Origin of the sequence: Microbispora sp. NBRC 16548, assembly GCF_030268985.1 — a bacterium.
In the GTDB taxonomy this organism is placed as follows: Bacteria; Actinomycetota; Actinomycetes; order Streptosporangiales; family Streptosporangiaceae; genus Microbispora; species Microbispora catharanthi.
Genome location: NZ_BSSF01000006.1, coordinates 503,788 through 525,175 on the forward strand (window position 1 = coordinate 503,788; position 21,388 = coordinate 525,175).

A 21,388-nucleotide genomic window follows, 5' to 3' on the forward strand; every position below is an offset into this window, starting at 1 on the left:
ACCACTCCTGACCAGGCACGACGGTTCCCGGCGCAATCCTGGATGTGTAGTATCCAGGTTATGCGGATGAGTGAGGGCGTCGAGTGGGCGATGCACTGTTGCCTGACGCTGGCGTGGCTCGGCAACGAGGTGCCGGTTTCGACGGCGAAGCTCGCCGCCGGGTTCGAGCTGCCGTCCGCATACCTCAACAAGCAACTCCAGGCGCTGGCCAAGGCCGGGATCATGACATCCACTCCGGGGGCGAGGGGCGGGTTCCGGCTGGCCCGGCCCCTGGAGGAGATCACGGTCATGGACGTCGTCACGGCGATCGAAGGACCTGGCGAGGCGTTCCAGTGCACGGAGATCCGGCGGCGTGGGGCCGGGGCGGAGAGGCCCGAGTGGCAGTTCCGCACCCCGTGCGCGGTCTCGACCGCGATGCGCAAGGCCGAGATGGCGTGGCGGCGAGCGCTTGCCGCGCAGACTCTGGCCGACGTGCAGGCCGCGGCGGACCGTCGTGCGCCCCAGGCGGGGGAGGCGATCCGGCGCTGGTACGCGCAGAACTGATCGTCCGAAATAGAACCATTCGCCGGCACTAGGGAGGGGAAACCGGATGTGAACCCGCACTCCATACAAGCGCGCTCCACGATCGCCGCGGCAGGGCTCTTGCTGGTGGCTCTGGTCGTGGGAGGCGTCGCCCTCGACCTGGCGATCCGCTACAGAATCCAGAACGAAGTCTTCTTCGCGGCCGAGCAGGCCGCCGCACGATGGAGCGCGGCGGCGCGCAACGGCGCCGTGCCGCGTCCGATCCCCACCCTCACCGACATCACCCTCGTCCAGCTCGTGGACGCCCGCGGCAGGGTCGTCGACTCCAGCCGGGAGGCCGCGGGCATGCGGCCGCTCAGCACGCTGCGGCCTCCAGCCGACGATCGCCTCCAAGAGCGCACCGAGTGCCCCGGGCAGGACCGGTGTGTCATGCTCATGGCCAATCGGGTCTCTCCCGCGGCGGACTCGCCGGTCGTCTACGCCGGCACGGCGCAGCCGTCCCTCCTGGCCACGCACACTCTGGAGTACGTCATCGCCGCGGGCGGTGTCCTGATCTTGGTTCCGGTGGCCTGGATGACGTGGTGGGCGGTCGGCCGGACCCTTCGCCCGGTGGAGCGGGAGCGTCAGTTCGCCTCCACCACCTCCCATGAGCTCAGGACGCCGATCGCCGGCCTGCGGGCACGACTGGAGGAGGCTCTCCTCTACCCCGACGACGTCGACCCGCGCGACACCATCCAGGGAGCCTTGCGGGCCACCGGCCGGCTCGAAGCGATCGTCGACGACCTGTTGCTGCTGACCCGGCTGCGCGGCGCCGATGCGGCGCCGCCGGAGCTGGTAGAGCTCGGCGCGCTGGTGACGGAGGAGGTGTCGGCCCTGGGCTCCGGAGTGCCGGTGCGCGTTCGGGCGGTCGGCGACGTGCGAGTCCGCGGCTCCCGGATCCAGTTGGCCCGAGTGGTCGGCAACCTCTTGAGCAACGCGCGGCGGCATGCGGTCAGCGCCGTCACGGTATCGGTCGAGTCCGTGGACGGCCAGGCTCTTGTAGCGGTCACCGACGACGGGGCGGGCGTCCCCCCGGCGGACCGCGAGCGTGTCTTCGAACGTTTCGTCCGCCTGGACGAGGCACGTCGCCGGGATACCGGCGGCAGCGGACTCGGCCTCGCCATCTCTCGCGACATCGCCCGCGCCCACAAGGGCACCCTGCGCATCGAGGACTCGCCGGTAGGCGCCCGGTTCGTTCTGATGTTGCCGCTGGCGGGAACGGCGGGAGCCGCAGGGGAGTGGACCGTCGCGCCCCGGGGAACCGCCGTCAAGCCCAGGTGGAACATCTGGCCCGCGCGCCGACCGCCAGGCCGGTCCATGAGCGCGACCGCGTCGGGTGACGCCTGGGAGTGATCCTTTCGAGCGGGTGACGCTGCTGCGCCGGCGCGCGGCATGGCGTTTCCTGCCGTGACTTGGGTTCATGCGTTTCCCCTGCGCACCGTTGTTGACACGGTATCGGGAAGGGACCTTCGCGCCCGCCGTCGAAGAGGTCACGCCGTGATGTCCCTCAGGCGGATCGGGCGACGGAAAACCGTTCGCCCGTGGCGAGCGGCACACCTAGCCTGGTGGCCGGGTCGATCACGACGACCGGCGCGGCCCGGCCGGTCCGCGCCCATGACGCCATCCCCGGCGACGACCCGCCCGGTGCGGCGGACGCGCGGGGGACGTCCACCGGGAGGTGGTCATGCGACCTGCGGTGGGGGAGCCGCTGCGGCGGTGTCCGTCCTGTGGCGGCTGGGAGTACGGCGGTGCCCCCGATTGCCCGCGATGTGCGGAGCTGGTCGACGCCATCGTGGACGAGGGCTGGCGTGACTTCCTCCTGCGCGAGTTCGGGGGCCGTGTCCCGCCCGACGGTGAGCGGGCGATCGCCGAGATGGTGGCCGACGAGCCGGACCGGCATGACTGGCGCGTGGTCGACGCCGCGCTCGACCGCCTGGCCTGTGACGAGTGCGGCGGCCCGCTGGGCCGCCGGGCGGGGTGCCCGCGCTGCGACGTGGCGCACGGCATGCGTTACGTCGCCAGGGAGACCGACCGTCCCGGGGTGCCGCCGGGAAACGAGCACGCGATCCGGGTGAACGTCTCGGTGGTCCGGCGGCCCGAGGGCATCTCCACGCCCGAGGTGCTCGCCAGACGCCTGCTCCTGCCCGCCATGCTGGCCGGTTTCCTCCCCACGAGAGAGCAGGCGCAGCGCCTGGGCGCGCTGGTGAAGCGCGGTGCTCGGGCGGAGGATATCGCCACGGCGATCGACGAACTCGCCGCCGCGACAGGCTGACGGCGCCTCCGGACATCGGCCGGGCGGCCGGGCAGACCGGCAGCACCGAGCCGCCGGTCCGGTGCCCGCGCCCGGCTCACGCCCGTGGGTGTCGCGAGCCCGATTCGCGGTAGTAACCGGGGACACGACGCCGGGGCCGTCCGTTGACGGGAAGGCGGGATCGTCCCGCCGTCCGGAGGAGGTTGCTCATGTTCGCGGCGCTCACCGGGCTCGGACTGTCGACCGCGGCCGGGCTCAACGCGTACATCCCGTTGCTGCTCGTCGGCGTGCTCGCGCGGATCACCGACGCCGTGCGGCTGCCGGCCGAGTACGCCTGGCTGTCCGACACCTGGGTCCTCGCGATCGTCGCCGTGCTGCTGGTCGCCGAGTTCGTCCTCGACAAGGTGCCCGTGGTCGACCACGTCAACGACATGATCCAGACGGCGGTGCGGCCCGCGTCGGGCGGTGTGGTCTTCAGCGCCACGGCGGCCGCGGCGAAGGTCGACAACTCGGCGTGGATGGCCGATCACCCGGCGGTCGGCTGGCTGCTGGGCATCGCCGTCGCGCTCGCCGTGCACGTGATCAAGGCATCGGCGCGGCCGGTGGTGAACGCGACCACGGCGGGCGTGGGCGCGCCGGTCGTCAGCACGGTCGAGGACGTGGGCTCGCTCGGCATGAGCCTGATCGCGATCTTCCTGCCTGTTCTGGTGGTGGTGGCGCTGGCCGTGCTGGCGTTCGTGGCCTGGCGGCTCATCCGCAGGGTGCGGCGCTACCGGGCGGCCCGCCGCGCCCGGGCCGCCGCGCCGCCCGGCTGACCGGCGCTCGCGGCACCCTCGCCTCGCGGCCGACGCTCGGCAGGGTGGGTCAGCCGATGAACGGGCTCAGGTCCAGGTCGATGTCCACGTCGAAGCCGACGTAGGTCGTGAGGCGCTTGCGGTGGATCCCGGTCGGCACGTACGCCTTGACGCTCGGCTCCAGCTCGAACGTGTACGCGACCGCCTGCTCGTCCTCAGGCTCTATTCGCCAGAGGTATTTGATGCCGGCATTGGAATACTTGATCGGCTTCGTCACCCTGTCCCTGTCCGCCGATTCGGGAGACACCACCTCGACGACGAGGTGGACCTCCTCGGGGCGGTAAAAGGTTCTTCGCAGATCGGAAAGTGCTTCCTTCTTGACGACGAGGACGTCGGGTTCCGGCCGCTGCCGTGGCCCCAGCGTTATCGACATCTCGTTCGCGACCCCGAGGTGATTCGGGGGCCGGATGCCGAGGTCGTGGTGGGCCAGCAAACTGACCATCAGCATGTGGAATGCGGTCTGGGGGGACCTCATGATGAGGGAGCCGTCGATCAACTCGACATGCCGGGGCGCGTCAGGGGGAAGGTGGTCGAGCATGTCGGCGGTCCATCCGCCCGGCGGACCGGGGTAAAACCACTCGGGGAAAGCTGCGGTCATCCGGCGTCCTCCTCTCCCTAGGGCAATCACTAGGCATGACAATCCTGCCACCCACCGTAGTCATAGGCGACTCATTCAGCGAGATGTCGCCGGTGTCCGGCTAGGCCGTACGTGACTCGCGCTCGGGCCGGGGGCGGGGGTCGGCGGGAAGGGGAGAGGTGAGGCGGGCGGCCGAGGGGCTGTGCCAGCCGAGGTCGGGGGAGTGCCGCCGGACGACCTTGGCGGGGACGCCGGCGATGACCGAGTGGTCGGGGAACTCCCCGCGCACCACGGCGCCGCCCGCCACCACCGATTGGCGGCCGATGCGCGTCCCCGGCAGGATGATCGCCCCCGTCCCGATCCAGGATCCCGAGCCGATGGAGACCGGCTTGTTGCGCGGCCACTGCCGCCCGATGGGCGTCTCGGGGTCGTCGTACACGTGGTTCTGGTCGGTGATGTAGACGTAGGGGCCGGTGAAGACGTCGTCGCCGATGTCGATGGACTGGTGGCCGACGATGTGGCTGCCCCTGCCGATCGAGCAGCCCCGTCCGATCCGCACGATCGAGTCGGGCCCGAGGTCCACGCCGGGGCCCATGCCGGCGGAGATCGACACCCGCTCCCCGACGAGCGTGTGCGAGCCGATCTCGATCCATTGCTCGCCGAAGATGGCGCCCTGGGGGAAGGACAGGCACACTCCCTCGCCCATGCTGCGGAACCGGTAGCCGCCCGGGGCGGCCGGGCTGATCGCCGCGGCCTCCCGCACATAGGCCCACCCCCGGTGGACCAGACGGCCGACGGCGCGCTTCACCAACGACATAACGTGACAAGTTACCGTTAGGTCGGCTTGTCCGCTATGGCGGGTTAGTGCACGTGGCAAGCCCAATGTTGCCCGACGTTTGATATTCTGAGAGCCCGTGGGCATCGCGGCGTCCAAACCGGACGGCCGGATCGACATCGACCACGGGAGCTCTTCTTGCGCAGCGCCGCACAAACCAAGCATCTGTTCGTCACCGGCGGCGTCGCCTCCAGTCTCGGCAAGGGACTCACGGCCTCCAGCCTCGGTCGTCTCCTCAAGCTTCGCGGCCTTCGCGTCACGATGCAGAAGCTCGATCCCTACCTCAACGTCGACCCCGGCACGATGAACCCCTTCCAGCACGGCGAGGTGTTCGTCACCGACGACGGGGCCGAGACGGACCTCGACATCGGCCACTACGAGCGCTTCCTCGACACCGAGCTGCACGGCTCCGCCAACGTCACCACCGGCCAGGTCTACTCGAACGTGATCGCCAAGGAGCGGCGCGGCGAGTACCTGGGCGACACCGTCCAGGTCATCCCGCACATCACCAACGAGATCAAGGACCGCATCCGCGGCATGGCGGGCCCGGACGTCGACGTGGTCATCACCGAGGTCGGCGGCACGGTCGGCGACATCGAGTCGCTGCCGTTCCTGGAGGCCGTCCGGCAGGTCCGCCACGAGGTCGGCCGCGACAACGTCTTCTTCCTGCACGTCTCCCTGCTGCCGTACATCGGCCCGAGCGGGGAGCTGAAGACCAAGCCCACGCAGCACTCGGTCGCCGCGCTGCGCAGCATCGGCATCCAGCCCGACGCGATCGTCTGCCGCTCCGACCGCCCGATCACCACCTCGCTCAAGCGCAAGATCAGCCTGATGTGCGACGTGGACGAGGACGCCGTGGTCTCCGCCGTCGACGCGGCCTCGATCTACGACATCCCGAAGGTCCTGCACACCGAGGGGCTCGACGCGTACGTGGTGCGCCGGCTGGGCCTGCCGTTCCGCGACGTGGACTGGACCGAGTGGGACCAGCTCCTGCGCCGGGTCCACCGCCCGGCCAAGGAGGTCACGATCGCGCTGGTCGGCAAGTACATCGACCTGCCCGACGCGTACCTGTCGGTCACCGAGGCGCTGCGCGCCGGCGGCTTCGCCAACGACGCGCGGGTCAACATCCGCTGGGTCAAGAGCGACGACTGCGAGACCCCCGAGGGCGCGGCCCGCGAGCTGGACGGGGTCGACGGCGTGCTGATCCCCGGCGGCTTCGGCGTGCGCGGCATCGAGGGCAAGGTCGGCGCCGTACGGCACGCCCGCGAGCAGCGCGTCCCCCTGCTCGGCATCTGCCTCGGCATGCAGTGCATCGTGATCGACGCGGCCCGCAACCTGGCCGGGATCGAGGACGCCGACAGCACCGAGTTCGACCCCGAGACCATCAACCCGGTCATCTCCACCATGGCCGACCAGAAGGACGTCGTCGCCGGTGAGCGCGACATGGGCGGCACCATGCGGCTCGGCCTCTACCCGGCCAAGCTCGTGGAGGGCTCGCTGGCCCGCCGTCTGTACGGCAAGGCCAAGGTGGAGGAGCGCCACCGGCACCGCTACGAGGTGAACAACTCCTATCGGGAGCGGCTGGAGAAGGTCGGCATGGTGTTCTCCGGCCTGTCGCCCGACGGCCGCCTCGTCGAGTACGCCGAGCTGGCCACCGACCAGCACCCGTTCTTCATCGGCACGCAGGCCCATCCGGAGTTCCGCTCCCGCCCGACCCGGTCGCACCCCCTGTTCAAGGGGCTGGTGCAGGCCGCGCTGGAGTACGCGGGCCGGCGGGAGAACGTGGCGAAGGCGGGCCGGGCCAAGTGACCGCGGAGAACACGGTGAACGTCGAAGACGCCGAGGAGTCCTGGAACGTCGTCGCCTCCGCCGAGCGCTTCGCCGGGCGGATCATCACGGTGCGCACCGACACGGTGGAGATGCCCGGCGGGGTGACCGCCGACCGCGACTATGTCGTCCACCCCGGCTCGGTCGCGGTACTCGCCCTCGACGACGAGGACCGCGTGCTGCTGATCCGCCAGTACCGGCATCCGGCGCGGCGCCTGCTGTGGGAGCTGCCGGCCGGCATCCGCGACGTGCCGGGCGAGCCGCTGGTGGAGTGCGCGGCGCGCGAGCTCGCCGAGGAGGCCGCCTACCGGGCGCGCACGTGGCACACGCTGGTCGACCTGCGCACCTCCCCGGGCATGTCGGACGAGCGGATCCGGGTCTTCCTGGCCCGCGACGTGGAGCCGATCCCCGACGAGGAGAACACGTACGTGCGCCACCACGAGGAGACCGACATGCCGGCGGCCTGGATTCCCCTGGGTGCGGCGGTCGACAAGGTGCTGAGCGGAATGATCCACAATTCTCCTGCCGTCGCCGGTATCCTCGCCGCATACGCTGCTTCCGCCGACGGATTCAAGGGCCTTCGTCCCGCCGACGCGCCGGAGGCATGAGTCCGTAGGGAGACGTCCTGAGCGAGCCCGAGGCGGTGCTGTCCAGCTACCTCGCCCATCTGGCGGTGGAGCGGGGGCTGTCTGCCAACACGCTCGCCTCCTACCGGCGCGACCTGCGCCGATACGTCGGACATCTCCGGGCGCGCGGGCTCGAGACGTTCGCGCAGGTCGCGGAGTCGGACGTGGTCGCCTTCCTCGCCGCGCTGCGGGAGGGCGACGAGGACCACCCGGCGCTGGTCGCCAGCTCGGCGGCCCGCGCCGTGTCGGCCGTACGCGGGCTGCACCGCTTCGCCCTGCGCGAGGGGGTGGCCGGGCACGACCCGGCTCACGAGGTGCGCCCGCCGCGCCAGCTCCGGCGGCTCCCCAAGGCGATCACCGTCGCGGAGGTCGAGCGGCTCATCGCCGCCTGCGGCCCGGAGGACTCGCCGCTCGCCCTGCGCAACCGCGCGCTGCTTGAGGTCCTGTACGGCACGGGCGCCCGGATCTCGGAGGCCGTAGGGCTGGCGGTGGACGACGTGCCCACGGGGCCGGTGCACGACGAAGACCATGACCACGACGGGGACCAGGACCAGGTGTGGCTGCGCGGCAAGGGCGGGCGGACTAGGATTGTGCCGCTCGGCCGCTTCGCCCGCCAGGCGCTCGACGCGTACCTGGTCAGGGCCAGGCCCCGGCTGGCGGCGCACGGCCGGGGGACGCCCGCGCTGTTCCTCAACGCGCGGGGCGGGCGGCTCACGCGGCAGGGTGCCTGGGAGGTGCTGCAGGCGGCGGCGGAACGAGCCGGACTTTCCGGTGTATCGCCGCACATGTTGCGCCATTCGTTCGCAACCCACCTCCTGGACGGGGGCGCCGACGTTAGGGTTGTCCAGGAGTTGCTCGGCCACGCCTCGGTGACCACCACGCAGGTGTACACCCTGGTGACGGTCGACAAGCTCCGCGAGGTCTACGCGGCGGCGCATCCCCGTGCGTTGCATTAGAAGGCCCATCTCGGCGGCCTTTGGCGCGCCGCCTTGCCGACCACGTGCCTACCCTTTAGATTCGATCAGGTTCTAAGGCCGTCAGGGAGGACCAACAGGTGACTGCGACCACAGAGGGGACGTGGGTGGGGGCTCCCGGTGCGATCGGGCCTACCGGCCGTCCCCGTCCGGTGTTCCCCGAGCCGACCCCGCCGGAGTCGCACGGACCCGCGCGCATCGTCGCGATGGTCAACCAGAAGGGCGGCGTCGGCAAGACGACGACCACGATCAATCTGGGCGCCGCGCTCGCCGAGGTCGGCCAGCGGGTGCTGCTCGTCGACTTCGATCCGCAGGGCGCGCTGTCGGTCGGTCTCGGCATCGACCCCCGGCCGCTCGAGGCGACGGTCTACGACCTGATCATGGAGGAGCCCGACGTCACGGTCGAGGACGTGCTGATCGACACCACCGTCGAGGGCATGCAGCTCCTGCCGAGCAACATCTTCCTGTCGGGCGCGGAGATCCGGCTCGTCAACGAGGTGGCCAGGGAGTACGCCCTGCAGCGGGCGCTGGAGCCCCTGCTGCCGTACTACGACATCTGCCTGATCGACTGCCAGCCGTCCCTCGGCCTGCTGACGGTCAACGCGCTGACCTGCGCGCACAGCGTGATGATCCCGCTGGAGTGCGAGTTCTTCGCGCTGCGCGGCGTGGCGCTGCTGATGGAGTCGATCGGCAAGGTCCAGGAGCGGCTCAACAAGAACCTGGAGATCGACGGCCTGCTCGCCACCATGTACGACCCCCGGACACTGCACGCCCGCGAGGTGCTGCAGACGATCATGCAGGGCTTCGGCGACAAGGTGTTCCACACCGTCATCAACCGGACGGTGCGCTTCCCCGACGCCACCCTGGCGGGGGAGCCGATCACGCAGTTCGACCCCGGCTCGATGGGCGCCACCGCCTACCGCGAGCTGGCCCGCGAGCTGCTGGCCAGGTGGCCCGCCCGCGTCTGACAGTGATGCCGGTAGGTGCCGCGCGATCGCGCCGGTAGGAGACAATGGCAGGTGTGACGACCGGCCAGGAGACCGACCAGGGGAGCGAGGAGAGCGCTCCGAGCGGCTTCCAGGTGCACCTCGACGTCTTCGAAGGGCCGTTCGACCTGCTGCTGGGGCTGATCTCCAAGCACAAGCTGGACATCACCGAGGTGTCCCTGCACCAGGTCACCGACGAGTTCATCGCGTACATCCGGTCGCGGGGCCCGGAGTGGGACCTCGACCAGACGAGCCATTTCCTGCTCGTCGCGGCGACCCTGCTCGACCTCAAGGCGGCCCGGCTGCTGCCCACCGGAGAGGTCGAGGACGAGGAGGACCTCGCCCTGCTGGAGGCCCGCGACCTGCTGTTCGCGCGTCTGCTGCAGTATCGGGCGTACAAGGAGGTCGCGAAGATCTTCGCCGGCCGGATGGCGGAGGAGGCGCTGCGGTTCCCTCGCGCCGTGCCGATGGAAAAGCGCTTCGCCGACCTGCTGCCGGAACTCGTGCTCGGCATCGGGCCCGAGCAACTCGCCAAGATCGCGGCACGGGCCTTCACCCCCAAGGCGCCGCCGTCGGTGTCGGTCTCGCACATCTACCAACCGCTGGCCAGTGTCAGGGAGCAAGCCGCTATTCTTGTCGAGCGGCTGAGGCGGCTGCACACGGCGACCTTCCGGGCGCTGACCGCCGACTGCTCGGGAACGTTCGAGATCGTCGCCCGCTTCCTGGCCGTCCTTGAGCTGTTCCGGGAGGCCGCGGTCTCCTTCGAACAGGTCGAACCGCTCGGCGACCTGTACGTCACCTGGACGGGAACCGCCGACGGCGACGTCACGGTGGGCGACGACTACGACGAGGGCCGGCGCGAGGAACGGCCCGCCGAGGCGGCGGACGCACGGGACGAGTGAGGCGGCCCGCCAGGGCCGACCACTGGAGGCCGTGCCGAACCAGGACGCCGAATGAGCGGCGCGGCGGAGACGTGACCCGTACGACGAGCGAGGAGCGATGGAAGCGAGCGACACCCCCGGTTCCGGCGACGACCTCTCCGGCTCCGTCGGCGATGTGACGGAGCGGGACGGCGGCGCGCTCGCGTCCGGCCTCGGATCGCCGGATCCGGCCCCCGTTGCCCGGGAGTCCGAGGCGGAGCCGCCGGGCGAGGGGGCCACGCTCGCCGCGGCCCTCGAAGCGATCCTGATGGTGGTGGACGAGCCGGTCGCCGAGGTGACCCTCGCTCAGGTGCTGGAACGCCCGACGGTGGAGGTCGCCGCCGCGCTCCGCGCGCTGTCGGAGGAATACACGGCCGCCGGACGGGGTTTCGACCTGCGAGAGGTGGCCGGAGGCTGGCGCTTCTACACCAGGGCGGAATACGCCGCGCTGGTGGAGAGGTTCGTCAGGGACGGCCAGCAGGCGCGGCTGACGCAGGCCGCGCTGGAGACCCTCGCCGTGGTCGCCTACCGGCAGCCGGTCAGCCGGGCCCGGGTGGCGGCGGTGCGCGGCGTGAGCAGCGACGGCGTCATGCGGACGCTGGTCGCACGCGGCCTCGTGGAAGAGGCCGGAACCGACCCGGAGAGCCAGGCAGTGCTCTACCGGACGACGAGTTACTTCCTGGAGAGACTGGGGCTGCGGAGCCTCGACGAGCTTCCCGAACTCGCCCCGTTCCTCCCGGACGACGTGGAAATTCTTGAGGAGCAGAAGTAGTGAACAACAGGCGTGGCACCCCGTCCGGTGAGGGACGCGGTCGGAGCCGGAGCACCGGTCAGCAGGGCGCGAGCCCGCGTGGATCCCGTGGCGGATCCGGCGGCTTCCGCCCCCAGGGCGACCGGCGCGGCGGTTCCCGCGTCCCTGGTTCCCGGTCCGGGTACGGTTTCGACTCCAGGTCCGACTCCCGGCCCGACTCCCGGCCCGACTCCCGGTCCGACAGGCCGGACTCCAGGCGGTTCCGCGACGAGGAGGCCCCGCGCGGCGACCGGTACGGCGACCGCCGTTCCGGTGACGGCCGCGACGACCGCTCCCGCGGCCGTTACGGTGACACCGGTCGTCACAATGACACGGGCCGTTACGGTGACACCGGCCGCCGCGACGCGCGTTCCGGCGGCGAGCGGTATCGCGACGACGACCGGACCCCCTTCCGCGGGGAGCGGGGCGGTTCTCGCGGCAGGTACGGCAGGCCCGAGGGCGGCCGTTCCGGCGATCGTGACGGCGGCCGTGGCTTCGATCGCGGGTCAGACCGCGGGTCCGGCCGTGGGTTCGATCGCGGGTCAGACCGCGGGTCCGGCCGTGGGTTCGACCGCGACGGCGGCCGTGGCTTCGAGCGTGACTTCGACCGTGATCGCAATTCCGGCCGGGAGCGCGGTGCCCGGGACGCCTTCTCCGGCGACCGTCCGTCGTTCCGTGCGGAGGGGACCGGTTCGCGCGGCCGGTACGGCAGGCCGGAGGGCGGCCGGGACCGGCCGCGTGACCGCGACGGCGGTTACGAGACGACGCGTGAGCCCAGGCGGGCGGCCTTCCGCGACGAGGAGCGCGGCGACCGTGGGGCACGGAGCGGACGCGGCGACCGTGAGGGATGGAGCGGACGCGGCGACCGTGAGACAGGTGGCGCGCGGGGCGACCGTGGTACACGGAGCGAGCGCGGGGACCGTGAGGCACGGAGCGCGCGGCCCGAGCGCGGCGACTTCCGCTCGGCGCGCGGCGGCGGCAGGGGCCGTGCGAGCCGCGACGAGGTGCAGACGATCGGCCGCCTGGGCGGCGGGCGCGGCCGGTTCGGCGGCGCCGGAGCCGGCGGAGGCTCGCGCGGCGCGGCGCGGCCCGCGGGAGGTTTCAAGAGCCCCGGCGCGAGCGGCCCGGCGAGCAACCCGTTCAAGACGTCCCGGCAGCCGCTGCGCGACCCGGACTTCTACGACGAGGACTACACCGACGAGCGCGACACGACCGAGGTGCCGGGCGGTGAGCGGCTGCAGAAGGTGCTCGCCCAGGCCGGGGTGGCCAGCCGGCGGGCGTGCGAGGAGATGATCGGCGAAGGCCGGGTGTCGGTGGACGGACAGACGGTGCGCCGCTACGGCGCGCGCGTCGATCCCGCCAAGCAGGTCATCCGGGTCGACGGCAAGCGCATTCCGACGTCCTCGGAGACCGTCTACTACGCGCTCAACAAGCCGATCGGCGTGGTGAGCACGATGGACGACCCCGAGGGCCGGCCGTGCCTGAACGACTACGTGCAGGACCTCGCGCCCCGGCTGTTCCACGTGGGACGTCTCGACACCGAGACCGAGGGCCTGCTGCTGCTGACCAACGACGGCGAGCTGGCTCACCGGCTGACCCACCCGAGCTACGGCGTGCAGAAGAAGTACTGGGCCAAGGTGCCCGGTCCCATTCCGCGCGACCTGCACAAGGTGCTGCGCAAGGGCGTGGAGCTGGAGGACGGCCTGGCCAAGGTGGACGAGTTCCGGGTGGTGCAGGAGCACGGCCAGCAGGCGCTGGTCGAGGTCGTCCTCCACGAGGGCCGCAAGCACATCGTCCGGCGGGTGATGGAGACGGTCGGGCACCGGGTGATCGACCTGGCCCGCATCGAGTTCGGCCCGGTCAAGCTCGGCCGGCTCAAGCCGGGAACCATCCGGACGCTCACCGTGCAGGAGATCGGTGAGCTGTACGCGGCGGTCGGCCTGTAGCCTTTCCGCGCGGCGGACGAAAGTCGCAAGCCGGGCAGAATTGGCTGAAAGTCACGTAGATGGGCCGGGCTTGTCTCCGCAGGAGACCGGCCCGTCCCAGCGAGAGGGGAACGACATGGTGCGGGCGATTCGCGGAGCCATCCAGGTCGACGGCAACGATCGTGACGCGATCCTCGCCGGGACGACCGAGCTGGTGACCGAGGTGATGGGGCGCAACAACCTCACGACCGACGACGTCATCAGCGTGATCTTCACGTGCACGCCCGACCTCACCGCCGAGTTCCCCGCACTGGCCGCGCGCAAGCTCGGGTTCCACGACGTGCCCCTGCTGTGCGCGAGCGAGATCGACGTGCCGGGCGCGCTTCCGCGCGTGGTGCGGCTGATGGCCCACGTGCAGACCGACCGTCCCCGGCAGGAGATCCAGCACGTGTACCTGCGCGGCGCCGTGGCGCTGCGCGTGGACATCGCCCAATGAGCACCCCCCGATAGGCATCGCCCATCGAGCATCGCCCGGTTGGCGTCGCCCGGCAGGACCACGCCGGGACGGCGGGGTCGGTGAACCATCACAATCCACCCACGAGACATCCGTCGCGGGACAGCGCACCTGGGGACGGCGACGGCAGGAAGAGCACGATGACTCCCATCGAGGACGCCGGGATCGGCAGTGTGGTCGTTGTGGGGACGGGCCTCATCGGCACGTCGATCGCACTGGCGCTGCGGCAGCGGGACGTGCGGGTCTTCCTGGCCGACCGGGACGCGGGAGCCGTACGGCTCGCGCGTGAACTGGGCGCGGGGGAGGACTGGACCGGCGAGCAGCGGGCGGATCTCGCGGTCGTCGCCGTGCCGCCCCAGTTCGTCGCGCAGCAACTGCTCGACCTGCAAAAGCGCGACAGCGCCCGCTTCTACACCGATGTGGCGAGCGTGAAGGCGCTCCCGCTGGCCCAGGCCGCCCAGCTCGGCTGCGACCTGACGACGTACGTCGCGGGGCATCCGCTGGCGGGCCGCGAGCGGTCCGGCCCGGCGGCGGCCCGCGCCGACCTGTTCCTCGGCCGTCCGTGGGCGTACTGCCCGACGGACGAGGCGTCCCCGCGGGCGGTGGCCGCGGTGGAGCGGCTGATCTCGCTGTGCGGGGGCAACGCCGTGCGGGTGGACGCGGCCGAGCACGACCGCGCCGTCGCGGTCGTCTCGCACGCCCCGCACGTGACGGCCGCCGCGGTGGCGGCCCGGCTGGCGGAGGCGTCGGAGACGGCGCTCGGGCTGTCGGGGCAGGGCGTGCGCGACGTGACCCGTATCGCCGCCAGCGACCCCGCGCTGTGGACCGGCATCCTCGAGGGCAACGCGCTGCCCGTCGCCGAGGTGCTGGAGGCGCTCGTGGACGACCTGAGCGCCGCCGCCCGCTCGCTTCGCGCGCTGGCGGGCGACGGCGCGGCCATGGGGCAGGTCACCGACCTCCTGTCGCGCGGCGTGCGGGGGACCGGCAGGATTCCCGGCAAGCACGGCGGTCCGGCGCGGACGTACGCGGTGGTCCAGGTGCTCATCGGCGACCGTCCCGGCGAGCTGGCCCGCCTGGTCCAGGCCGCGGGCGAGACGGGCGTCAACATCGAGGACATCCGCCTGGAGCACGCCACCGGACTGGAGCTCGGCGCGGCCGAACTGTACGTCCGCCCGGAGGCGGCGGAAGCGCTCACCCACGGCCTGCGCGAGCGCGGTTGGCAGGTGCCGGGCTGACCCGGTCTCCCGGTAAGGCCGGTGATGTCAGACCGGCCACCGGCCCCGCGGCGGGGGCGGGAGCGGGAGCGATGTAGCGGCGCAGGTCGGGGATCGCCCAGGCGATCGCCGACACGGTGACCACGGTGAGCAGCCCGCCCGCACAGATGACGACGCGCGGGCCGGACAACGCGCCCACGGTGTCGTGCAGGGGCGCGCTGGTGAGACCGTGCAACGCGGCGCCGGCGGAACCGTGCAGCAGATTCGCGATCTGCGGCCCTCCGACCAGCACGACGGTGAGCGCGCCCTGCACGCGCCCGCGTACGGCGTCGCCGGTGTGCGCCTGAATGATCGTGGTGCGGAAGGTGCTCAGCACGAAGTTGACCGCGCCGCCGAGCACGAGCGCCACCAGCGCGATCCACAGCTCGGCGGCCAGGCCGACGAACACGACGGCGATCCCCCACGCGACGGCGGCGCCCGCCACGAGGGCGCCGTGGCGCCGCGCGCGGGTGAACGTGCCCGACAGCAGCCCGGCCGCGAAGACCCCGGCGGGGTAGGCCGCGTAGAGCAGTCCCGTCTCCGTGCCGCCCCCGGCCGTGCCGCCGAAGACGTGACGGGCCAGCTCGGGGAACAGCGCCGACGGCATGCCGAAGACCATGGCCGCGAGGTCCACGGCCAGCACCGCCACCAGCAGCCTGTCGGCCGCCAGGTATCGGAACCCGGCCAGCATCCGGCCGGCCGCCGAGGCTCCTCGGCCGCCCTTTTCCGTGCCCGCGGCGGGAGGCGGCAGCGGCGGCAGCATGGCGACCGCCCACACCACGGCGAGCAGCGCGACGGCGTCGAACAGGTACAGCGTGCCGAGCCCCACAACCGGGACCAGCACACCGGCGAGCATCGGCCCCAGGACCGATCCGCCGTAGCGGACCAGCGAGCTGAGGCTGTTGGCCGCCGGCAGCAGCTCGGCCGGGACGAGGCGGGGCACGGTGGCCCCCGTCGTCGTCAGGACCGTCCCGTAGGTCAGCCCCTGGAAGGCCACCGCCACCAGCAGGACGGGGACGGAGCGGCCACCCAGGACCGCCTGGAGCCACAGCGCCGCGTACGTCAGCGCCAGACCGAGGTCGGCGGCGAGCAGCATCGTCCGCCGGTCCATCACGTCGGCGAGCGCGCCACTCCACACCGCCGCCGCGACCAGCGCGGCGAACGACACCCCCGCGGCGGCTCCCACGGCCGCCGACGAGCCGGTGACCGTGAACAGTTGCGTCGGCACCGCGACCACGCTGAAGGAGCCGCCCACAGCGCAGATCACCGAGGCGGCCCACATCCGGCGGAACGCCGGGATGGCCAGCGGCCGGCAGTCGACGGTGAAGGTCCACGCAGAGGCCGGCCTGGAGGAACAGGTGGAAGAACGGGGCGGCCGCACCGTCGTGGCGCTCATCGCCCGGCCCCGCCGTCGCCGGCGGCCGGGGACCCCTCCGCCGCCGTGTCAGCCACCGCGTCGGCCACCGGGTCAGCCGCGGTGTCGGCGACCACGTCGGCGACCACGCAGGCCACGTTGTCGGGGGCGCCGGCGGCGTACGCCCGGTCGATCAGCTCGTCGACGACCTGCCGCGGACCGCAGGGACCGGCGAGGGTCTCGCGCAGCACGCCGACCGGCACGACACCCGGCAGGCCGTCCGTGCAGAGCAGGTAACGGTCGCCGGGGACGGCCTCGTGCATCGACAGATCAGGCAGGGAGGATCCGGTGCCGGTCAGCGCGCGTACCAGAAGCGAGCGCCGGGGGTGGGAGACGGCCTCCTCCGGGGTGAGCCGGCCCTCGTCGATCAACGACTGCACGTACGAGTGGTCGTGGGTGATCTGGAACAGTCCCCCGTCGCGGAAGAGGTACGCCCGGCTGTCGCCGATGTGCACCAGCGCCAGCCGCGACCCGGACCACACGAGCGCGGTCAGCGTGGTGACCGCCTCTCCCGAGGGTGTCGAGGCGGCGATGTCCCGGATCGCCCGCTCGGCGTCGCCGACGGCGTCGGTGAGCGCGCCGAGCAGGTCCTCGGGGAGCACGGACAGGGTCTGCAGGCGCTTGAGCGCGTCGACGGCCGCCGCGCCGGCGCGGTCGCCGCCCGGGCCGCGCATCCCGTCGGCCACCGCCAGCAACCGCTCGCCGGCGTACGCGACGTCCTCGTTGCTCGTCCGCACCGGTCCCGGCTCCGACCGGGCGGCGTAACGGATCCCCGGCATGGTCGTGGTGTCCTTCACGGCGCTGCCCCTTCCCGACAGGTGGTCGACGAGGAAGGCGGCGAGCCGCCCCCGGGCCTCGGTCTCGGCCGTGACGTGCCGCCAATAGGCGGACACCTCCTCGGCCGCGTCCGGCACGGGCAGGTCGCACACCCGCCGGATGCGCTCCAGAGGCATGCCGAGCCGCCGCAACCAGGCGATCAGGCGGGCCCGCTCCAGCTGGGCCGGGTCGTAGTAGCGGTATCCCGACTCGCCGTCCACCGCGGCCGGCCGCAGCAGCCCGACCTCGTCGTACAGCCGTAACGCCTTGGGCGACAGCCGGGCGGCCCGTGCGAACGTCCCGATGGTCAGCAGCTCCCGCACCACTCCTCCTCGTCCCGGCCGCCATGGCCGGTGCCGACGATGCTGGGGCTTCACCCAGGGGCAAGGTCAACACGCGGAGGAAGCTACAGGAGGATGCGCAGGGGCCCAGAACGAGCGCGGAACGAGCGCCGAACCGGCGCGCGGAAGGCCCGATCTCAGAGGCTGGTGACCGCCTCCTCGGGGGACGGCGCCACGGGAGCGTGCTCCGGCAGGCCGTGCCGCCGCCACCATCGGGCCAGGGGCCGGGGCGCCCACCATGCCCGTTCGCCGAGCAGCCGCATGCTGGCAGGCACCAGCAGGCCGCGCACGATCGTCGCGTCCACGGCGACCGCGATCACCAGGCCGACACCGATCATCTTCATGATCGTCACGCTGGAGAAGGCGAAGCCCGCGACGGACACGGCGACGAGGAGGGCGGCGCTGGTGACCACCCCGGCCGTCCTGGCCAGCCCGCGCGCCATCGCCTCCGCGGGATCGGCCCCGCGCTCGCGTTCCTCGCGTACGCGCGACAGGAGGAACATCTCGTAGTCCATCGCCAGCCCGAAGGCGATCGCGACGATCAGCACGGGGAAGTTCACGTCGACGGCCCCGACGGGCTCGAAGCCGAGCAGCCCGGCCAGCCGGCCGTCCTGGAAGATCAGCTTGATGGCGCCGAAGGACGCCGACAGCGACAACAGGTTCAGCAGCACCGACTTGATCGGCAGAATCACCGAACCGAACGCCAGGAACATCAGGGCGATCGACACGACGGCCACGAACAGCGCCATCCACGGCAGGCGGGTGACGACCATGTCCACGATGTCCACTCGCGAGGCGGGCATCCCGGTGAACGACGCGACGGCCCCGGCCGGAGGCGGCACGGCCCGCAGGTCCTCGACCATCCGCACGGCCGCGCGAGACATCGGGTCCATCGCGTAGCCGAGGGTGATCCTGGCGAGAGTGCCGGTGGTCCCGGTGACGGCCGCGCTCTCCACTCCGGACACGGCGTCCAGGCGGGCGGCGTAGCCGTCCAGCGCCGCCCTGTCCAGGGCGCGCGGCGCCTCGACGACGGCCGTCACGATCTTGGCGGGGTCGGCGGTGAAGCGCTCGGCCAGTTCCCGGGTCACGGCGCGCGCGTCGGCGCCGGAGGGCAGCACCCAGTCGCCGGGCCTGGCCCAGTTCACACCGAGGAACGGCAGGCCGAGCGCCACGAGCACCGCGACGACGGCGAGCGCGCTCGCGAGGGGCCGCCGCATGACGGCGTGGGCCAGGCGATACCACCGCATGCCTGAGGCGGCGGGCCGGGCGCGGCCGAGCCCCCCTTGGCCGGCCTGCCTGCCGAGCCCCCTTCGGCCGACCCGTCGGCCGATGGCCGCCAGCAGCGCGGGCAGCACGGTGAGTGAGGTCAGCACGGCCAGGACGACCGTGGCGGCGCCCGCGTACGCCATCGACAGCAGGAACCGCGAAGGGAACACCGCGAGGCCCGCGAACGACAGCGCCACGACCGCGCCGGAGAACGCGATCGTCCGGCCCGCCGTGGCCGTCGTCCGTTCCACCGCCGTCGCGACGGACGCGCCCCTGCCGAGCTCCTCCCTGAACCGGGTGACCGCGAGCAGCGCGTAGTCGATCGCCAGGCCGAGGCCGAGCACCGTGACGACCTGGATGGCGAACGTCGAGACGTCGGCGACCAGCGTGACCAGGCGCAGCACCGCCATCGTGCCGAGCGCGGCGACCACGCCGACGGCCAGGGGCAGTGCCGCCGCCAGGAGGCTGCGGAAGACCACCGCCAGCAGGATCAGCAGGATCGGAACCGAGATCGCCTCGGCCAGGCCGATGTCGCGCGCGATCGTGCTGTTGACCTGGTCGGTCATCGCGGTGAGGCCGCCGAACCGCACGGTCGGGCCCTCGACCTCGAACCTGTCCCGGATGCCGCGCAGGGCCCGTACGCGCTCCTGGTCGTCGGGGGAGCGGAACTGCACGGTGACGTACGTCGCGTGCCGGTCCTCCGACACGAAGCCGGGTGAGCCGGTCGACCAGTACGACTCCAGCCGCACGACGTCCCGGCGGGGGAGCGCGTCGAGGGCCCGGCGCACGGGCCCGGCGAAGGCGGGGTCGTCCACGGTGAGGTGGTCGCTTTCGTACAGCACGACGACGTCGGCCGTGTGACGGCCCAGCGGTCCGGCGAGCAGCCGGTCGGCGTGCGAGGACGGGCTGCCGGGGTCGTCGAAGCCCGCGCCGCCACCGAGGCGGCCGAAGACGCCGGCGCCCCACACGCCCGCGACCACGGTGAACAGCAGCGCGCCCAGCAGGATCAGGCGACGGTGACGGACCGCGGAGCGGCCCAGAGCGCCGAACATGTGCTTCCCTCAATTCGATAGTAGAGAGTGCCACTATCCATAATTGATCGATAGCGACGCTATCCATATCCGTGGGTGCGGGCAAGCCCCGGGCCTATCCTGTGAGGGTGCGGCGAGGGAGAGGGACATGCGGATCGCGGAGCTGAGCAGGCGGACCGGGGTCCCGATCCCCACCATCAAGTACTACATGCGGGAGGGGCTGGTCCCGCAGGGAGAGCGGACCGGCCCCAACCAGGCGCGATACGGCGAGGAGCACGTCAGGCGGCTTCGGCTGGCCAGGGCGCTGGTCGAGGTCGGCGGGCTGCCGGTGGCCTCGGCCCGCGAGGCGCTCGCGCTGATCTTCTCCTCCGGCATCTCGGACTTCGACGTGCTCGGCAAGGCCCAGTACGCGCTGACCCCGCCCAGGGAACGCGCCGAGGACTACGCCTGGGACGAGGCCGCCGCGCAGGTCGACGAGTTGATCGCCCGGCGGGGCTGGCAGGTCAAGCCGGGCAATCCGGCCAGGCGGACGCTGGCGGACGCGCTGGCGACCCTGCGGCGCCTCGGCGAGGACGACTACCTGGACCTGCTGGAGACCTACGCCGAGACCGCCGAGCACCTGGCGGACACGGAGGTGCGGGCGATCAGCCGGCGGGGCGACCTGCACGCCATGGCCGAGGCGATCGTGATCTGGACCGCTCTCGGCGATCCCGTGCTCGCCTCCCTGCGCCGCCTGGCCCAGGAGGCGCAGGCGACCCGTCTCCTCGGCGGGGCCGAGGAGACCGCCTGAGAGCCGTCTCGCGGGTGCTGCCGGCGAACGCGAGATGATCGCGCGGAAGGCCCTGTCCCGCCGCCGATGCATGCTTTCCGGCGGTATCCCGGTAGCCTCGGGGACGACGATTCGAAGGGGAGAAGGAGAGCCGGTGTCGGGTCTGGTCGTCGCCATGGACGGTCCCTCGGGATCGGGCAAGTCGAGTGCCTCGCGGGGCGTCGCGCGGGCGCTGGGCCTGCGATACCTCGACACGGGCGCCATGTACCGCGCGGTCACCTGGTGGATGCTCCAGCGGGGCGTGAACCTGGAGGACGCCGCCGAGATCGCCGCGAGGTCCGCCGAGCCCACACTGGTCATGAGCACCGACCCCGACGCGCCGGGCGTCACCGTGGACGGCGTCGACGTCAACGGGCCGATCCGCGGCCCCGAGGTGACCGGCGCGGTGTCGGCCGTGAGTGCCGTGCCCGAGGTGCGCCACCGGCTGGTGGCCCTGCAGCGGGAGATCATCGCCGAGTCCCTGCCTGGCGGCGGGATCGTGGTCGAGGGCCGCGACATCGGCACCGTGGTCGCGCCGGACGCGCCCGTCAAGATCTACCTCACGGCGAGCGCCGAGGCGCGCGCCCTGCGCCGTACGGCCGAGCTGAACGGGACGACCGTGGAGGCGCAGAGGGCCGCGATGGCCCGGCGCGACACCCTCGACTCGACGCGCAAGGCCGACCCGCTGGCGATGGCCGCGGACGCGGTGGAACTGGACACGACGCCGCTGGACCTGGACGAGGTGATCGCCGAGGTGCTCCGGCTCGTCAAGGAGCGGGTCTGACGCCCGCACGCACCGCCTGACCGCTTCCCGCGCCG

Annotated in this window: 20 protein-coding genes; 15 read left to right on the forward strand and 5 right to left on the reverse strand. The window is 72.2% G+C overall.

Going from position 1 to position 21,388, the window contains the following annotated elements:
* Positions 1–60 precede the first annotated feature (60 nt).
* The 4 genes from QSK36_RS19655 to QSK36_RS19670 all read left to right on the forward strand — a co-directional run bounded on the left by QSK36_RS19655 (position 61) and on the right by QSK36_RS19670 (position 3,627).
* Positions 61–543 (forward strand): RrF2 family transcriptional regulator, encoded by a 483-nt coding sequence (locus QSK36_RS19655; RefSeq protein ID WP_225898597.1) that lies wholly within the window; start codon positions 61–63, stop codon positions 541–543.
* A 105-nt stretch (positions 544–648) separates the two neighbouring features.
* Positions 649–1,914, forward strand: a complete 1,266-nt coding sequence (locus tag QSK36_RS19660; protein WP_285783421.1) for a sensor histidine kinase — start codon at positions 649–651, stop codon at positions 1,912–1,914.
* Positions 1,915–2,245: 331 nt separating this feature from the next.
* Positions 2,246–2,833: a hypothetical protein gene (locus tag QSK36_RS19665; RefSeq protein WP_285783422.1), complete on the forward strand. Its 588-nt coding sequence runs from the start codon at positions 2,246–2,248 to the stop codon at positions 2,831–2,833.
* Between the two features lie 188 nt (positions 2,834–3,021).
* Positions 3,022–3,627 (forward strand): DUF4126 domain-containing protein, encoded by a 606-nt coding sequence (locus tag QSK36_RS19670; protein WP_285783423.1) that lies wholly within the window; start codon positions 3,022–3,024, stop codon positions 3,625–3,627.
* 49 nt (positions 3,628–3,676) lie between these two features.
* Here the strand turns inward: QSK36_RS19670 and QSK36_RS19675 are convergent, their stop codons facing one another.
* Positions 3,677–4,264, reverse strand: a complete 588-nt coding sequence (locus QSK36_RS19675) for a Uma2 family endonuclease (RefSeq protein WP_183541158.1) — start codon at positions 4,262–4,264, stop codon at positions 3,677–3,679.
* A 100-nt stretch (positions 4,265–4,364) separates the two neighbouring features.
* On the reverse strand, positions 4,365–5,060 hold the full coding sequence (locus QSK36_RS19680) for an acyltransferase (protein ID WP_183541161.1): 696 nt from the start codon (positions 5,058–5,060) through the stop codon (positions 4,365–4,367).
* Between the two features lie 156 nt (positions 5,061–5,216).
* Between QSK36_RS19680 and pyrG the strand changes: the two genes are divergently transcribed.
* The 9 genes from pyrG to QSK36_RS19725 all read left to right on the forward strand — a co-directional run bounded on the left by pyrG (position 5,217) and on the right by QSK36_RS19725 (position 14,875).
* Positions 5,217–6,887 (forward strand): CTP synthase, encoded by a 1,671-nt coding sequence (gene pyrG / locus QSK36_RS19685; protein WP_183541164.1) that lies wholly within the window; start codon positions 5,217–5,219, stop codon positions 6,885–6,887.
* A gap of 14 nt (positions 6,888–6,901) precedes the next feature.
* Positions 6,902–7,513 (forward strand): NUDIX domain-containing protein, encoded by a 612-nt coding sequence (locus QSK36_RS19690; RefSeq protein WP_285783424.1) that lies wholly within the window; start codon positions 6,902–6,904, stop codon positions 7,511–7,513.
* Positions 7,514–7,548: 35 nt separating this feature from the next.
* Positions 7,549–8,487 carry a site-specific tyrosine recombinase XerD gene (locus QSK36_RS19695; protein ID WP_285783425.1) on the forward strand — a complete coding sequence of 313 codons (939 nt, stop codon included), beginning with the start codon at positions 7,549–7,551 and terminating at the stop codon, positions 8,485–8,487.
* Between the two features lie 98 nt (positions 8,488–8,585).
* On the forward strand, positions 8,586–9,473 hold the full coding sequence (locus tag QSK36_RS19700; RefSeq protein WP_406540574.1) for a ParA family protein: 888 nt from the start codon (positions 8,586–8,588) through the stop codon (positions 9,471–9,473).
* A 44-nt stretch (positions 9,474–9,517) separates the two neighbouring features.
* Positions 9,518–10,393 carry a segregation and condensation protein A gene (locus tag QSK36_RS19705; protein ID WP_183541167.1) on the forward strand — a complete coding sequence of 292 codons (876 nt, stop codon included), beginning with the start codon at positions 9,518–9,520 and terminating at the stop codon, positions 10,391–10,393.
* 97 nt (positions 10,394–10,490) lie between these two features.
* Positions 10,491–11,183: an SMC-Scp complex subunit ScpB gene (gene scpB, locus QSK36_RS19710; protein WP_285783426.1), complete on the forward strand. Its 693-nt coding sequence runs from the start codon at positions 10,491–10,493 to the stop codon at positions 11,181–11,183.
* Entirely contained in the window at positions 11,183–13,147 is a 1,965-nt protein-coding gene (locus tag QSK36_RS19715; RefSeq protein WP_285783427.1) for a pseudouridine synthase, read from the forward strand. The genes scpB and QSK36_RS19715 overlap by 1 nt, the downstream gene beginning before the upstream one ends.
* A 115-nt stretch (positions 13,148–13,262) precedes the next feature.
* Positions 13,263–13,622, forward strand: a complete 360-nt coding sequence (aroH, locus tag QSK36_RS19720; protein ID WP_139574295.1) for a chorismate mutase — start codon at positions 13,263–13,265, stop codon at positions 13,620–13,622.
* A 158-nt stretch (positions 13,623–13,780) separates the two neighbouring features.
* Complete coding sequence (locus QSK36_RS19725) at positions 13,781–14,875, forward strand: prephenate dehydrogenase (protein WP_139574294.1); 1,095 nt, start codon at positions 13,781–13,783, stop codon at positions 14,873–14,875.
* Here the strand turns inward: QSK36_RS19725 and QSK36_RS19730 are convergent.
* The 3 genes from QSK36_RS19730 to QSK36_RS19740 form a co-directional block, all read right to left on the reverse strand.
* Complete coding sequence (locus tag QSK36_RS19730; protein WP_285783428.1) at positions 14,832–16,289, reverse strand: MFS transporter; 1,458 nt, start codon at positions 16,287–16,289, stop codon at positions 14,832–14,834. The two genes, QSK36_RS19725 and QSK36_RS19730, sit on opposite strands and share 44 nt — an antisense overlap.
* Complete coding sequence (locus QSK36_RS19735) at positions 16,286–17,446, reverse strand: MerR family transcriptional regulator (protein WP_285783429.1); 1,161 nt, start codon at positions 17,444–17,446, stop codon at positions 16,286–16,288. The genes QSK36_RS19730 and QSK36_RS19735 overlap by 4 nt, the downstream gene beginning before the upstream one ends.
* Positions 17,447–17,601: 155 nt before the next feature.
* Positions 17,602–19,782 carry an MMPL family transporter gene (locus tag QSK36_RS19740; protein ID WP_285783430.1) on the reverse strand — a complete coding sequence of 727 codons (2,181 nt, stop codon included), beginning with the start codon at positions 19,780–19,782 and terminating at the stop codon, positions 17,602–17,604.
* Positions 19,783–19,909: 127 nt separating this feature from the next.
* On the opposite strand from QSK36_RS19740, the gene QSK36_RS19745 reads away from it, so the two are divergent.
* Together QSK36_RS19745 and cmk are read left to right on the forward strand one after the other, a co-directional pair.
* Complete coding sequence (locus QSK36_RS19745; RefSeq protein WP_285783431.1) at positions 19,910–20,551, forward strand: MerR family transcriptional regulator; 642 nt, start codon at positions 19,910–19,912, stop codon at positions 20,549–20,551.
* A 154-nt stretch (positions 20,552–20,705) separates the two neighbouring features.
* Positions 20,706–21,353 (forward strand): (d)CMP kinase, encoded by a 648-nt coding sequence (gene cmk / locus QSK36_RS19750; protein WP_285783497.1) that lies wholly within the window; start codon positions 20,706–20,708, stop codon positions 21,351–21,353.
* Positions 21,354–21,388 lie beyond the last annotated feature (35 nt).